General features: G+C 69.6%; 12 protein-coding genes. 5 read left to right on the top strand and 7 right to left on the bottom strand.

Annotation, left to right across the window (positions count from 1 at the left end; all coding sequences use genetic code 11):
- The first annotated feature begins 3 nt into the window (after window positions 1–3).
- Genes KI385_RS37985 through KI385_RS37970 form a run of 4 tightly spaced genes read left to right on the top strand, consistent with a single transcriptional unit; the run spans window position 4 to window position 8,474 of the window.
- Window positions 4–3,603 carry a beta-propeller fold lactonase family protein gene (locus KI385_RS37985; RefSeq protein WP_238576566.1) on the top strand — a complete coding sequence of 1,200 codons (3,600 nt, stop codon included), beginning with the start codon at window positions 4–6 and terminating at the stop codon, window positions 3,601–3,603.
- Window positions 3,600–4,325 (top strand): Pvc16 family protein, encoded by a 726-nt coding sequence (locus KI385_RS37980; RefSeq protein ID WP_238576565.1) that lies wholly within the window; start codon window positions 3,600–3,602, stop codon window positions 4,323–4,325. Before KI385_RS37985 ends, KI385_RS37980 begins: the two co-directional genes overlap by 4 nt.
- Window positions 4,322–6,259: an ATP-binding protein gene (locus tag KI385_RS37975; RefSeq protein WP_238576564.1), complete on the top strand. Its 1,938-nt coding sequence runs from the start codon at window positions 4,322–4,324 to the stop codon at window positions 6,257–6,259. Before KI385_RS37980 ends, KI385_RS37975 begins: the two co-directional genes overlap by 4 nt.
- A gap of 4 nt (window positions 6,260–6,263) precedes the next feature.
- Window positions 6,264–8,474, top strand: coding sequence for an ADP-ribosyltransferase family protein (locus KI385_RS37970; RefSeq protein WP_238576563.1), 2,211 nt, complete (start codon window positions 6,264–6,266; stop codon window positions 8,472–8,474).
- 6 nt (window positions 8,475–8,480) lie between these two features.
- Here the strand turns inward: KI385_RS37970 and KI385_RS37965 are convergent, their stop codons facing one another.
- The 4 genes from KI385_RS37965 to KI385_RS37950 form a co-directional block, all read right to left on the bottom strand.
- Complete coding sequence (locus KI385_RS37965) at window positions 8,481–8,912, bottom strand: hypothetical protein (protein ID WP_238576562.1); 432 nt, start codon at window positions 8,910–8,912, stop codon at window positions 8,481–8,483.
- 9 nt (window positions 8,913–8,921) lie between these two features.
- Window positions 8,922–10,223, bottom strand: coding sequence for a phage tail sheath family protein (locus KI385_RS37960; RefSeq protein ID WP_238576561.1), 1,302 nt, complete (start codon window positions 10,221–10,223; stop codon window positions 8,922–8,924).
- 28 nt (window positions 10,224–10,251) lie between these two features.
- Entirely contained in the window at window positions 10,252–10,692 is a 441-nt protein-coding gene (locus KI385_RS37955) for a phage tail protein (RefSeq protein WP_128510835.1), read from the bottom strand.
- Window positions 10,693–10,778: 86 nt separating this feature from the next.
- Complete coding sequence (locus tag KI385_RS37950; protein ID WP_238576560.1) at window positions 10,779–12,008, bottom strand: phage tail sheath family protein; 1,230 nt, start codon at window positions 12,006–12,008, stop codon at window positions 10,779–10,781.
- A gap of 1,083 nt (window positions 12,009–13,091) precedes the next feature.
- Between KI385_RS37950 and KI385_RS37945 the strand changes: the two genes are divergently transcribed.
- Window positions 13,092–13,514 carry a YjbQ family protein gene (locus tag KI385_RS37945; protein WP_238576559.1) on the top strand — a complete coding sequence of 141 codons (423 nt, stop codon included), beginning with the start codon at window positions 13,092–13,094 and terminating at the stop codon, window positions 13,512–13,514.
- Between the two features lie 346 nt (window positions 13,515–13,860).
- On the opposite strand, the gene KI385_RS37940 is transcribed toward KI385_RS37945, so the two are convergent.
- The 3 genes from KI385_RS37940 to KI385_RS37930 form a co-directional block, all read right to left on the bottom strand.
- The gene (locus tag KI385_RS37940) at window positions 13,861–14,106 is read right to left on the bottom strand and encodes a hypothetical protein (RefSeq protein ID WP_238576558.1); all 246 of its coding nucleotides are present in this window, start codon (window positions 14,104–14,106) and stop codon (window positions 13,861–13,863) included.
- Window positions 14,107–14,143: 37 nt separating this feature from the next.
- Window positions 14,144–14,467: a hypothetical protein gene (locus KI385_RS37935; protein WP_238576557.1), complete on the bottom strand. Its 324-nt coding sequence runs from the start codon at window positions 14,465–14,467 to the stop codon at window positions 14,144–14,146.
- Between the two features lie 83 nt (window positions 14,468–14,550).
- Entirely contained in the window at window positions 14,551–15,219 is a 669-nt protein-coding gene (locus KI385_RS37930; RefSeq protein WP_238576556.1) for a GDSL-type esterase/lipase family protein, read from the bottom strand.
- Window positions 15,220–15,269: the final 50 nt, after the last annotated feature.

The following is a 15,269-nucleotide window of genomic DNA, read 5'->3' as shown; positions in this document are numbered from 1 at the left end:
CTCATGGGCCCGACAGTGCAGCGCATCCTCGCCGTCGACTGGGCGGCCGACAAGCTGGTGATCGCCGTGCTCGATGCGGACGGCACGGTGCGGGAGGTCACCACACCTGCCGTCGGAGCGAACCCGCGTGCGGTGGCGGCCGATGCGGCGGCGGCCACGGCGTATGTCGTCAACCACGCGGACAATGCGTTCTCCGTGGTCGACCTGAGCACGGGGTCCGGTGTCCCGAAGAGTGCGCCCGGGGCACCGAGCGCGGTGCTCGCGGGGCTCGCCGGGGACCAGGTGTGCCTCGCGGCCTGGGGCGACGGCAAGGTGTACCTCCACACTCCGGGTACGACCGACACGGTGCCCGTCGACGTCGCCGCCGGGCCGTTCGCGCTGGCGGCGGCCGGTGGAGCGGAGTTGCTCTGTGTCGCGCACGACAAGGACGACGCGGCGGCGAAGGTACTGAAGATCGTCAAACTCGGCACCGCCGACCCGCCGGCCACCGTGGATCTGCCCGGCCCCGCCCGCGCGCTGGCCGTCGCCCCTTCGGGGACGTACGGCTATGTGGCGTGCCGGGGTGCGAGCCCCGCCGCTCCGGGCACCGTGGCGGTGGTGGACCTGACCCGCGGCCAGTACTCGACGCTTGCGGTGGGCCACGAACCGCTGGCCGTGGCGGTCAGTGGCGCGGGCGACCGCATCTGCGTCGCCAACGGCGGCTCGGCCTCGCTCTCCGTCGCACCGCTCACCGACAACCACCCCGGCACCTTCACCACACTGCCGGTCACCCCACAGCCGCACACGGTGGCCTTCTCACCGGACGGCACCCTGCTCTATGTCCTCAGCCGGACCACGGGCCTGCTGACCGCCGTGCATCTGGGCGTCGTCGGCGGTGTGCTGAGCGGCACCCGTACGGATGTCGCCCTGGGCGCCGCGGTACCCGCCTCGGTCGTGTTCGCGGCCGCCGGCACGCACGCGTACGTCACCGATCAGGCGGCCGGCAGGCTGATCCCCGTACGGGTGGGGCCCACGGTCGCGCAGCGGGTCGGCACCGGGGCTTCCTCCCGCCCCCGTTCCGTCTGCGTGACGCCGAAGGGCGACTGGGCTGCTGTCGCCGACTCGGCTACCCACCGCATCATGGTGAGTGAACTGTCCGGCGATTCGCCGGGCGAGCCGAAACCCATCCCGCTCCCCGGGGACGCGGAGAAGGTGAAGCCCTGGGGCATCGCGACCAGCCCCGTCGACACACAGACCCTTGCCTGTGCGACCAGCCCGGAGACGGACCAGCTCTTCAAGGTAACCCCGAAAGTGGGCCGGCCCCTGGGCGGGGACGTGGACGTCACGGCCATCGCACTCCCGGGCGGCGCGTCCCCGCGCGGGGTCGCCGTCACCCCCGACGGCAGATACGCACTCACGGCCAACTCCGGTGGAAAGTCGCTCTCACGGGTGGACCTCCACGGGGGAATGTCGACCATCGCGGAGGATGTCGTGCGGTGCGCGGAGCCCGTCGGTGTGGAGATCGGTGGCGTCGACGGCGACACCCTCTACGTCGCGGACTACCGGCCGCCGGGCAATGGGCATGTCTCCATCCTGAAGCGGCGGGGCACGGAGTGGGAATGGGCCGGCAGCATCACCGCCGCCGAGGGGATTCTCTCGGGCCCGCACGAACTCGCCCTGTCCCCCCAGGGCAGATTTCTGTATGTCGCCAGCTACGACAACGGCAGCATCGCGGTCTTGGAGGCGACGGACGACGGCTGGGTGGCCCGTGAGTCCATCAAGCCGAGCGGGCTGGTCAACCCGTACGGGCTGGCGCTGTCCTCCGACGGGCGATATCTCTACGCCGCATGCAAGGAAACAAACCGGGTCACACAGCTCTGTTCCGAGGACGGCGGCCTGACGTTCACTCACCAGTGCTGGCTCAATTTCCCGCGGCTCAACGAGGACAAGTCCTCGGCCTCGCTGACACTCTCCAAGGACGGCACGTACCTGTACGCGAGTCATCAGAAGCAGGGCTTTGTCCACGGCATCCAGGTGCCCCAGTCGTCGAACACCACGCTGATTCCGCTGCGGGGCAACAACCCGGAGCTGAAGGGATCGCGAGGCATCGTCTGCCGTGGCGATGAGCTGCACGTCGTCAGCGCGACCGAGCACGGCGGGCAACGGGCCCTGACCGTCCTCACGCTCAACCCGGAGGACCCCTTCACGGTCACCGAGTTCGCCCGGCCCACACCCCTGCTCGACGCGGAGCCCTGCGCGATCGCCGCCCACGCGGACGGTCCCGTCTACATCACCAACTTCAGGGAGAAAACCGTCTCCGTGCGCGGGGATTCGGTCACCACCGTCGCGCTCCCGCCGGCGGAGGGCTGCGAGCCCGAGGAGGTGGCGTGCACCTCGGACGGCGCCTACGCGTACGTCACCGACCGCGCCACGGCCCGGCCGGTGGTCCACTACCTCTCCCCCTCCGCACTCACCCCCGCCTCCCTGCCCGCCCCCGCCCCCTCGGCCGGTGTCGCCTGTGCCCCGGGCGGGCTGCGGGCGTATGTCGCTCATCCCGGCGACAACAGCATCTCGATCCTGCGGCGTTCGGCCGTCCTGACGGGTCCCGCACGCCCGGCGCAGCGCGCCGCCTCCCGGACCGTGGCGCAGCACCCGAACGAGCCGTACGCCTATGCGCTGGTCACCGAGGAGGGCGCCGGCGGCCTCCAGGTCATGTCGCTGGCGGACACCTCCGCGCCCGTGGAGGTGGCGGGCGCCACGGTCCCCCTCTCCGGGGACGCCGCGGCCGGCCTCACCATGACGCCGGAGGGAGAGCGGGCCTACGCGGTCGGTACCGGAGGCACGCTGTGGGTCCTCGCGACCGACTCCGCCGAGCGACCGACGCTGGCGCGCACCCTCGATACCGGCCTCACGGCGGTATGTGACCTTGCCATCGGGCCGGGCGATCCGGCGCATCTGTATGTCGTCACCTACGAGAACGGCCAAGGCTCCCTCCATGTACTGGAGTTGGGGCCCACGAGGGAGGCGGTGGTGGCTCGTGCGGACGCCGGGATCGCGCTGCCGGGCGCGGGCCGGCCCCACTCGCTGTGCGTACACCCGCTCGGTGGTCACGGCTTTCTCAGCACCGCGGACGAAGGGGTGTACGTCCTGGACCTCACCGACCCCGCCCGGCCGTCCCTCGGCGGAAAGATGGCCGCCGGCGCGGGGTCGGTGCACTTCCCGTCCGGCTCCGACGAGGCGCTGCTCACCCAGGAGGGCGGGGTCAGCGGGATCAGGCTGGGGCCACCCGAGCTCCTCCCCCGCGCCTGGACGGGCCTCGCGGCCCCCTCGCGGCTCGCCGTCTCCCCCGATGGACGGGAGGTCTACGCGACCGCCGAGGGCGGCGACACGGTCCAGGTCATCGACGCCGGGACGGGCATCGTCCGCTTCACGCTCAAGGCGGGCCAGGCCCTCTCCGGTCTCGCCGCACACCCGGACCCCGCGAAGCGGCGCCTGTATGTGGCGGACACGGCCGGGGAGCAGTTCCTCGCGGTCGACACCGGGATGCACGTTCCGGGGGCCGCGAAGGACGTGGGCATGGATGTGCGCCAGGCGGTTCGGCCAATTCCCCGGGAGGCGAAATGATCCAGCTCGTCGACGCAGCGCTGGAGGACCGCGTACGGGAGGGGCTGGGCCGGCCCGCCGGGCTCACGGTCGAGTTCACACCGCCGACCGGGGGCAAACGTCCCGGGGAGACCCCGGGTACCAAGACCGTCGGCATCTACCTCCACGACATCCGCGAGGACCTGGACCGCCGCCAGACGGGCACGGTCAACCTCTACAGCGACGACAAGCCCGACCCGTGGAAGGTCGGGCACCACGATCCGCCCCGCTATGCGCGACTGTCGTATCTGGTCACGGTCTGGACCTCGGACCCGTTGCTGTCCCACCAGAATCTCGGCGATCTGCTGATCGACCTGGCACGGGACCGTGAGTTCCCGGTCCGGCTGCCGGAGTCGCTGGAGGCGATGCGGCTCTCCGCCCTCCTCGAAGTGGGCCGCCCGCCGATCGGGGAACGGGCGCTGGCCGAGTTGTGGAGCGCGGTCGGCCACTTCCTCCAGCCGGTGCTGAATGTGACGGTCGTCCTGCCGCTGCCCACGCACATGCCCGCGTTCTACACCCACTGGGTGACCAAGAAACTCGAACTCCCCGACGACCGGATCGAGTTCCCCCTTCCCACACCCTCGCCGCACTGGAAGAAGTGGCCCCCGAAACCGAAGCCCGAGCCCCAGCCGCCGTCCACGTCCACACCCACGTCCATGCCGCGGCCTCCCGCCACCGGGTCCGGTACGGAGGAGGGCACATGACGGCCGCCGCCCCGGCCGCGGCGTACGGACGCGACGAGACGGAAGCCCGCCCGCTCCTCGCCCGTCTCGCCCTGGTCCAGTCCCGCATCCAGCGGGCGGTGACCGCCCGGGCCGAGTGCGATCCGCAGCCCCCCGACGACCCGTTCCGGGGGTTGTATCTGTCCGACGAGCTCGCCCCGCACATGCTGCGCGGCACCCCCGCGCCGCTGCCGCCGGACGAGGGCGACGCGCTGACCGCGGCGGCGCTGGACGCCACCGAGCAAGAGGCCGAGGAGGCCGGGCGCGCGGTGCCGCTGCGCCGGCTCTCCGCCCGCTTCGGACTGTCGGAGCTGGAGCGGGATCTGCTGCTGGTGGCGCTGGCGCCGGACCTCGACGCGCGGGTCGAGCGCTGCTACGGCTACCTCAACGACGACATCACCCGCCGCCGCGCCACCATCGGACTGGCTTTCGTGCTGTGCGGTCTGCCCACGCACTCCGTACGGGGGCGGGCCGCGCTGGATCCGGACGGGGCGCTGCGCGCGGGCGGACTGCTGGAGATCGAGCCGGGCGCGGAGGGCTCGCGTCCGTATCTGACGAGGTCCCTGCGCGTGCCGGACCGGGTGGCGGCTCATCTGCTCGGCCACGACGAGCCCGGAACCCTTCCCGGCGCGCTCCGCGGCGTCGCCCAACTCGCCGACTACGGAGGTCCGTTGGGTGAGCGGGGCGGACCGCCCCTGTACCTGCGCGGCGCCTCGGCCCGTACGGAGCATCCACGCTCCGGAGGCGGCCCCGTGATCCGGCTCGACCTGTCCGGGCTCTCCGGCGGCGCGCACACGCCCGACACCCTTCTGCGGGCCGCGGCGCTGGAGGCGCGGCTGCGCGGCGTCGGGCTGGTCGCCGGGCCCGTGGAGGCGCTGGCCGACGGGGGTCCGTACGGCGTACGGCAGTCGCTGGCGCTCCTCACCTCGCCGCATGCTCCCCCGCTCCCCCTGACACTGACCGGCGCCCGGCCATGGGACCCGGACTGGTCGTGCCCGGGGGCAAAGGCGCCGGTCGAACTGCGCCCGGACGGCAGCGCGGTCCCGGCACAGCGCGACCGGAACGCCTGCCGCAGCCGGCGCGGTGACGGCGCGCTCGGCCGGATGTCGCGGCATGTGCGCCCGGTCGCCGGCTGGGCGGATCTGGTGCTGTCCGCGCAGCCCCGGGCGCTGCTGGAGGACCTGGCCCGTCGGGCCCGCCACCGGGAACGCGTGCTGCTGGACTGGAAGCTACGGCCCGGGGGCGGGCGCGGGATCGGGGTGAGCGCCCTGTTCAGCGGGCCCTCCGGGACCGGCAAGACGCTCGCGGCCGAGGTGGTCGCGGGCGATCTGGGCCTGGACCTGTATGTCATCGACTTGTCGACCGTCGTGGACAAGTACATCGGCGAGACGGAGAAGCACCTCGAAGCGCTGTTCACCGAGGCCGAGCACACCGACGCCGCGCTGCTCTTCGACGAGGCGGACGCGGTCTTCGGCAAACGCGCGCAGACGGTGGACGCGCACGACCGGTACGCCAACACCTCCACCGCCTATCTGTTGCAGCGCCTGGAGACCTTCAACGGGCTGGCGCTGCTCACCACCAACATGCACGCCAATATCGACACCGCCTTCCTGCGCCGCCTCGATCTCGTCGTGCCCTTCGCCTCCCCCGACGCGCCCGAACGACGTGTCCTGTGGGAGCGCTGCCTGGGCACCGAGGTCCCGCGCGCCCCGGGGCTCGACCTCGACCTGCTGGCCGAGGAGTTCGACCTGTCCGGGGGCGCCATTCGCTGCTGTGTGCTGACCGCCGCCTATCGCGCCGCCGAGTCCGGACGCCCGGTCGGCACCGGCGAGCTGCTGGCGGCCGTACGCGACGAATACCTCAAGCTCGGCCGCTATCTGGACGAGAGCCGGTTCCCGTCCCTCCAGGAGGCGTGAGTCCATGATCCCGACCGGCGCACACACGACAGAGCCCGAGCCCGTCGCCGGCCCGAGCCACGCCCCCGACCCGGCCCCCGCGCCCGTGCCCCCGCCCCGCCCCGCGCTCGTCCCGGTGCCGGCTCCGCTCCGCGTACCCCACGCTCACGAGCGCGCGCGGCGCTCACCGCGCTGGCGGTCGGCCACCACGGAGTACGAGCAGCGGCTCGGTGTCGCGCTGGAGCGTGCGGCCGCCGTGCGGCGCGTCGCCCAACTCGCCGTGCTGCGCCTCGCCTCGGTGCTCGGCCAGGAATTCACCCCGGAGCGCGCGGCCGGCGCCTTCTTCAAGGACGACTCGTCCAGCGCCGGCCAGGTCGGCACCGCAGGCGACCTGGGCGTCCGGCTGCGGGACGCCTGCGCACCCGGCTCGGGCGCCACCGTGCGCCAGCTCATGACGGCGTTCTACAACGCGGCGTACTACAAGTACGGCCAGCAGGCCGAGAAGCCCGACGACGAGCGCGAGGTGTCGTTCAAGACGCTTCTGCACCGCGTCGTCCTGGACGGCGACACCGCACTCGCCGACCGGCTGGGGCTCGACGCCCCTGCGCTGCGCGGCTATCGCGCGTATCTGCTGAGCAAGGACCGCAAACGGCTCAAGTCGCTGCCGGGCATCCCTCCCCACCTCTTCGCCGACGATGTCTTCGCGCTGGGCAATCTGCCCGCCCGGCACGGGCTCGGCAAGGCGGTCTCCATGGGCCGCAGTCAGTGGGGCCGGACCGAGCGCCCCGATCAGCGGACGGGGCCGGGAAAGCCCACGCTGCGCGAGTACCACAGGCTCGGCATGCCGTTCGGCGAGGAGGAGTTGGCGTACCTGGAGCAGAATCTCGAACCCCTCACGGTCTCCGGGCTCGACTACGACGAGAAGGGACGCCTGCAACCCGCTTCCCTCACGGTCACCCCGGACGCCATGCGGGCGGCGCGGCTCGACCACCGGCTGCCGGGCGCCGAGTTCCCGCTGCCATGGACACCCGGCGCGGCCATGTACGCGATGGATCCCTCCGCCCTCTGGTACCGCAAGCACGACAAGCACGGTGTGCCCCTGGTGGCGGGGATCTCCGGGACCACGACCAGGATGGTCAGCGCCATGCACTGGCTCCGTCCGCCCGCGGGCGAGGACCGGCAGCGCATGGAGCGGCAGTTCTTCCTCGCGGTGGTCGCCTGGATGCTGCCGACGCGGGACCACTCGCTCTACGAGATCCTGCGCGGCGCCAAGGCCGCGGGGCTCGCCGGCCTGGCGGATCTCCCCGCCTCCTCCCAGGACGCGGTGGGCATGTACCGCGCCTTCGACGCCTTCCTCCGCGAGACCCTTCCGGGCACCGCGCTGCCCGAACCGCCGCATGCGCAGCTCTACATGGACCTGGCGAAGGCCGGCCCGGAGGACGACGGACTGATCACCGTGGACAAACGGATGGTGCGCGCCGCCGGTGCGCGGCGCCGGAAGCTCGACAGGCAGGGCCGTCACCCCGCGCTCACCGAGCCGTATCTGCTCGCCCTGGAGCAGTACACCGGCGGCAGCCACCAGCTCATCAACCGCGTGCTGTCCTGGCATGCGTTGCCCACGCTCGGCACGCGCCTCCTGGCGGGCGAGATGATCGGCCCGCTGAAGGAGGACCAGGTCGCCGAGATCCCCTTCGCCACCTGGCGCGACCCCGAGCTGCAACGACGCATCGAGGCCTATACGGCGCGCGACCTCGACGGGGTCGCGTCCAAGCGGCAGACCAAGCGGCTGCTGGACGCCATCCAGAGCCGTATGGAGGCGCTGTCGGAACGGCTGAGCGAAGAGGGCCAACTGCACGCCGATATGCTCGCCGAGGCGCTCTCCCATCTGCCGCCTGTCACCGGGACCGTCTACCGCGCCGCATGGGAACCCTTCCACCAGGGCCCACGGCACACCTTCGCCCCCTTCGCCAGCACCAGCCGCGACGACGAGCAGGCCCTGGACTTCCTGCCGCTCCAGCGCCCTCCGGTCGGCGGGCGGAGGGTGCTCTACCACGTGAGTCTCACGGGCCGCAGCGGCCGCGACATCGCGGAGTTCTCCAAGCACCCGGACGAAGAGGAGGTCCTTCTTCTCCCGGGTGCGACGTTCACGGAGACGGGCCGTTTCAAGGGCCTGGTCAAGCAGATCAAGGGCAAGGACTACACCTACGACTACGTGTTCCTCACGGAGACGGGCTGAGCGGACTCAGCCCGCGTTCACCGGCCTGGGCATGGGGAGACGCAAGAACTCGGCGTTCCCGGAGGTCGGGGGTGTGGGGTCAAAGCCCTTGTCGTTGCTGGCCGCGACGCTGAACGTGTACGTATACGTCAGCTTCGTCCTGCCGTCATCGATCACGATGGGCAGGCCCCCTTTGGTGTTGCTGTGGGCGGCCTTGTGCGCCGGCATCAGATGGAACGTGAGGGTCCCTGTCCCCTTCACGGGGAACCCGGGCCGGACATAGTCAGCCGTCACCGGGGCCATCCCCTCGATATCGGTCGGCACACAGACATGCGGACCGCAGGCGGTGAACCTCCCCGTGCCCTTGAGCGCCACGATCAGCGCGGGAGGGAGCCAGCTCGCTCCCTCCGGCGGGAGGACGACGAGCTTGTCGCCCTCCCTGACCACCGGATACGCCACAGCCCTCCCCTACCCCGCGCCCTGTCCGGCGATCTGGGCGATCGAGAAGTGCACGAACTCGGCGGGACGCACCGGCGCAACCCCGATATCGCAATGCACCTCACCCTTGTCCTGCGTCTCCCGCGGATTGTTCGACCCATCACAGATGACGTAGAACGCCTCCTCAGGCGTACGCCCCACCAAAGCACCCTGACGCCACTGATCCATCAAAAACGTCGACACCGCATGCCGCAACGTCCCCCACAACCGCTCATCATTCGGCTCGAACACCGCCCACGACGACGACTGCTGAATCGAATCCCGCAGAAAACACACCAACCGCCGCACATTCACGTACTGCCAGTCCCGCGTCGACGAACGCGTCCGCGCACCCCACACCAACAAACCCCGGTCGGGGAAGGTGCGCATGCAGTTGACGCCGGCGGCATTGAGGTCGCCCTGTTCCTCGTCGGTGAGGAGGACCGGGATCTCCAGGACGCCTCGTGGCACCTCGTTGGCGGGGGCCTTGAAGACACCGCGCTCGGTATCCGTACGGGCCCAGATGCCCGCCATATGGCCGCACGGTGGCACGGTCCGCTTGCGTGCCTCGACGCCGGGGACGGTGAGCCAGGGGTAGTAGAGCGCGGTGTAGGCGGCGTCATCGGAGTTGGGTGAGGCCAACTGGCTGTTCGCGAAGGCCTTCACCGCGTCGGGGAGCAGCCCGGACGGCGGGTCCACGAGGGCGAGCCTGTTACGCATGCCCGTGCAGTGCTTCAGCACAGCCTCGATCAGGGGCTTACCCTCCTGCTCCGTCACCGCGGGAAGCGGTTCGACCGTGGGGACGTCCCGGGTCATCTCCCACAGACTCGGCACCGCGACCATGGTGACCTTGGGTTCGGTCACCAGACCGCCGAGCCCCGTACGGCCCTCCTCGCTTCCGGCGAGCGCCGTGGCGGCCACCTTCCTCGTCGGGTCGGTGAAACCCACGACGTAACACGATTGCCCGCCGTTGGCGAAGAAGCCGTAGACCGCCTCCGCCAGGGTGAAGCACCGCTCCAGGGCGTTCCGCTCCTGGGCCGTCCTGGCCTCGGTCAGCTCCTTGGCCAGCCCTTCCATGCTGTAGCGGACGGCGAACTCGCGCCAGCCACGGATCAGTTGGGGGACCGTGCGTTCCTCATTCGTGTACGGCTCGGGCGTGGCCTCGGGATGGTCCTTGGGGGACACCCTGGTGTAGCCGAGGAACGCCGGGATGGATGTGCTCGCGCCGGTGATCGTGCGGACGCCGCTGGGCTTCTCGGTGACGAAGACTCCGGGCGGATTGGGCGGTGTCATGCGTGCTCCCTCTCGTGGCGCGGGCGGGTCATTCGACGGTCATGTCCTCGTAGGTGATGGTCACCTGCTCCGTCGCGGTCGCGGAGTTCGAGGCGCCGAGGGAGGGTCCCTGCCAACGGGAGGCCCAGGCGTTGCTGAGGTGGATGCGGCGTACGGTCTGCTTCTTGGCGTCCTTGAGGGCGATGGTGATGTTCTGCCGGGCGCTGTCGAGGTCGGCGTTGACGAGCGTGGCCTTGATCCAGTCGGTGAAGGCGGTGCTCTTGTCCATGCCCCGGGTGATGGTGATCTCCCCGGTCCTGCGCGAGCCGGGCTGCTTGCGTACGAGGAGCTCGCCGGTGGCCGAGACCTGGCGGGTCTCGACGACGTCCTGTTCCAGGGTGAGTCCGGAGACCTCCTGGACGGTCTCGACCTGGAACTTGCCGAGTTCGATGGCGAAGGTGCTGCTGCTGAAGGTGTCACCGGTCAACACGATTCTCGTTCTCCCTCTTTCCGCTTGCTCGACCTACCTGGCTTCCCTGATTTCTCTGGCTCCCCCGACTTCCCTGGCTTCCCGTCCTACGTACCGCCGGCCTGTCCGGCGATCTGTGCGATCGAGAAGTGCACGAACTCGGCGGGACGCACCGGCGCAACCCCGATATCGCAATGCACCTCACCCTTGTCCTGCGTCTCCCGCGGATTGTTCGACCCATCACAGATGACGTAGAACGCCTCCTCAGGCGTACGCCCCACCAAAGCACCCTGACGCCACTGATCCATCAAAAACGTCGACACCGCATGCCGCAACGTCCCCCACAACCGCTCATCATTCGGCTCGAACACCGCCCACGACGACGACTGCTGAATCGAATCCCGCAGAAAACACACCAACCGCCGCACATTCACGTACTGCCAGTCCCGCGTCGACGAACGCGTCCGCGCACCCCACACCAACAAACCCCGGTCCGGAAAGACCCGAAGGCAATTGATGCCCTTTTCGTTGAGGTCGCCCTGCTGCCCGTCCGTGAGGCGGGTGGGGATGCTGAGCACTCCCCTGATGTTCTGGTTCGCCGGAGCCTTGAAGACACCCCGCTCGACATCCGTACGGGCCCAGACACCCGCCATATGGCCGCACGGCGGCACGGTCCGCTCCTGAGCATTGACGCCCGGGACGCGGACCCATGGGTAGTAGACGGCGGTGAACGCGGAGTCGTCGGAGTTGGGGGAGGCCAGCTTCTGGATGAACGGACCCAGTTCACTGGGGTACAAATCGTCCGGCGGCTCGACAATCGCGAGACGGTTGCGCATCTTCACACAGTGGGCGACGACCTTCTCGATGTTTGTGCCCCCGGTGGCGACATCCTGGCTGTTCGTCCAGAGGTCCGGCACCGCAACCATGTTCACGTCGGAGAGGGCCTTGAGCTTCTCCAGGCTGGTGGCAGCGGTGAGTTCGGCACCGAGATCCTTGTCAGGGGCAAGGGTGACGACGTAACACTCGGTACCCCCGTTGGCGAAGAAGCCGTATACCGCCTCTGCCAGGGCGTATTTCTCGGACAGCGGCAAGTAGTCCGAAAGGTTTTCCAGTTCGCTGAACCGGTCGGCGACGGGCCACCACGACTTCCCGGCAACCTCCCAGGCGGTGTACGTCGCCCCCTCAAGGCTCGTCGCGATGGCGTCCGCCGCGTCCTTCTCCTCCTTACTGACCTTCTGCCCCGCCCCCAAACGCTTCTTCACCTCGGCGAAGGCCTTGTACTCCTCGTCGGTGAGCTTGCTCGGGACGGCCTCTTCCCGCAGCGCCTGGTCGGCCAACGCGAAATCGTCGGCGAGGGGCCCAAGTCGATGCAGTTCTTCCGCGATCTGCTCTGCGGTGAGGTCCGTACGGAAGTGGTACGCCTCGACGTACTGGTTCCAGCTACGCACCTTGACGGGTGGAGCCGCGACAGGTTTGGTGACTGAATACCCGAGGAACGCCGGCGTCGACGTACCCGCTCCGGTGATGGTCCGGACTCCGCTCGGAAGTTCCTTGACGAAGACTCCGGGGGCAAGGTCTGAGGACATAGGGCGGGCCCTTCCTGTCTAGGCGGTAGGTGCGCCAGACGGAAGCAGTACCCGCGCCTCCCCCGCCTCCCCGTACCCCGATCGGCTACCGTCCCGTATTCACCCGCCAGCGTGAGCACACATCGCTTGCCCACACGGATCCCACGCATACGTACGACCATTCCACCGGTTGCACGTTCGGCGGCTCTCAGCTCCGTGGCGGGGGCGTAGTTGCAGGGGCACCGGGAACCTCAGCGTGCGTCGGCACCTGGGGCACGGCGTCCAAGCGCGGGGTTTTCCGCTCGCCCCCATTCACCGACCCGCTATCCAAGCGCCCCGGAAAACAGATCGTTGACGTCTGCGGTCCGCCCGGAGCCGGTCAGATACTGCGTCACTTCTATGGCAAGCGATCCTAGGAACCCGAAAACACCTCGGGCAAGGGAAATCGACGCTCCGGTAGAGTTCACCATTCGCGCCAGGGGAAACCCTCTTCGCCTGTCTGGGTATTCGATGGTCTCGGGCTATCGGCTCGTCCACCAGGCGGCCCCGGTGCCAGTAGCGGCGGCGACCACCGTGATCAGCCACACGGGGAATCGCTGAATGGTCAAGTGGAGCCCGCCACACCGCAGTTCGAACTGCGGCTGCTTCCGATCTCTATCAGTTCTCGGGGTCATTCCCGTAGTTAAGCAGGATCCCCCGGTGTCCCGTCATGAGCCGTATGCGTACAAAACCCGGCCCCAAACTTCGCCGCGATGTACAACGGCCATACCGCACGGACCCTTGACAGCCCGGCTCACGGACGACACCGGCTCCCTCCTGACCGCCGGGAAGGGGCCTTGGCGCGAGGATGGACCCATGGCTGACAGCTTCACCACACGGACCATCGACGTGACCACCGGCTCCACGGAGACCGTGCTCGACCTGACCGACGCATGCGCGTCGTTCCTCCGGGAGGTGGCTCCGGGCCGGGACGGACTCCTCAACATCTTCACACCCCACGCAACGGCCGGTCTGGCTGTCATCGAGACGGGGGCGGGCAGCGACGAGGACCTCCTCGCGGCCCTCCACGACCTCCTCCCGGCCGACAACCGCTGGCGCCACCGCCACGGCTCCCCAGGCCACGGCCGCGACCACGTCCTGCCCGCCCTCGTCCCCCCGCACGTGACCCTCCCGGTCGTCGCGGGCCGCATGGCACTCGGCACCTGGCAGTCCGTTTGCCTGGTCGACACCAACGTCGACAATGTCAACCGTCAGGTCCGGCTGAGCTTCCTGGGCTGACCAAGACGGCCCTGGGGGTGGCCGCGAATTCTCCGTACCCTGCGTGCCCGAAACGGAGAAGCCAGAGCCCATCCCCGCAGGCACGGAGCGTTGGAACCGCCGGCCTTTCGCACCCCGAGGGTGGGCACCTCGGGACCATCCGCGCATGCGGAGAACAACCCTCGCGACCGGCAACTGTTTCACGGAGACTGCGGCATTTCCCATCTGGTTGAGCAGCGCGCAGCGCGGCTGACATTGCCCATCCCCGTACGCTTTCCCTCCGACGTGCTCCACGAGGTCAAGCACCGTTCCGAGGCCGACGACCGATCGGTGGCCTCGTGGATCCGTCGCGCTGTCGGGCACGAGCTCAACCGGACGGCGTGACCGAGGACCACACGCCGAACCACTGCTCGGCGCCGTACTCCTCGAACCGCTCCACCTCGGTGAACCCCAGCTTCGCCGCGAGGCGCAACGAGCGGTCGTTGGCGGTCCGGGTGCAGAGCTCCACCGGCTCGATAAACGCCGCACGGTCCCGGGCCTCGGGCTCACGGAGCACGAGCCGCTCTGTCCTGATCGGGGCAGGTGGCCAGGCGACGGGTCCGAGCTCAGTCATGGCGGCCCACTTATCGCACGCCCGCCGGGCAGGAGCCTCAGACGACCCACAGCGGCAGCAGCTTCTGACCCGTCGGCCCCAGCGGGATGTCGGTGCCCATCTCAGGCCCCACGCCGCACTCAACACTGAGCGTTTTCCCACAGGGAATGACGACGAAAAGGAGGTTGGGAAGGCCCTCTACAACCGCCTTCTGGAGTCCGTGCCAGGGGAGAACATCTCTCCTCAACACAACCTCTACCGGCTCTGCCACCAGATTTACGGGGGCTCGGGTCCGGCCCCTGCCCGCCCTGCTGCCGAGGTCTGGGCGCACCGGGACCACAAGACCGTTCAGCAGCGCGGTGTGGAGGCACGCGATCTCCACACCGCGCCCCGCCCGGAACATCGGCGGGCCGACCGGCGAAGCTCCTCGCGATCACCGGTGTCGCGGGTGAGCGCGCGACACGGTCACGCGACCAGGCGCAGCCAGGCCGCAGCGAGTGCGGCGTGACCGGCCGGCGTCGGGTGCACGCCGTCCTCGGCCCAGTATTCCGGTCCGCTCGTCGCAGCGAGTTCGGCGAACATGCTGTCGGCGGGGAGCAGATGGGCACCATGCTTGTCGGCGAGCTCCCGCACGGCCTGGATCTTCGGGTTCAGGTCGGCGCGCCATTCCCTTCGCTCTTTCTCTCCGATGAGCGCGACACCGGCCCCGGCCTCGACGACGCCGTGGATCGGCAGGAGGAACGGCTCGATGAGGATCAGCTCCGTGCCCGCCTCGGAGAGGGGCGCGAGCAGGCGGTCATAACCCGCTTCGAACTCCTCCACGGGGATCACGTACCCCTTCGGGTCCAGCGTGTGCCAGCCCATGTCGTTGACCCCGACGAGGATCGACACCACGTCCGGGCGCGCGTCGAGCACGTCCGCCTGCCACCGGGGTTCGAGGTCCCTCACCTTGTGGCCCGCGATCGCGGTGTTCAGCCAGGTCACGGGCCGGTCCGGATGCCGGAAGCCCCACTCGCCCGCAACGCGCAGCGGGTAGCCGAACCCGAGGCCGTCTTCGCTCTCCAGACGCTGGCTGTCGGTGATCGAATCGCCGGTGAACATCACAGTGGTTCCCGGGCGGAGGGTGATCGTCATAAGTGCTCCTTGAAAGCTGGGTTGGGGGGAAGGAGAAGGTTCAACGGGGA

It is taken from the genome of Streptomyces inhibens (genome assembly GCF_022221585.1).
Lineage (GTDB): Bacteria > Actinomycetota > Actinomycetes > Streptomycetales > Streptomycetaceae > Streptomyces > Streptomyces inhibens.
Note: the sequence above shows the minus strand (reverse complement) of the source record. Positions and strands in the feature narration are given on the sequence as shown.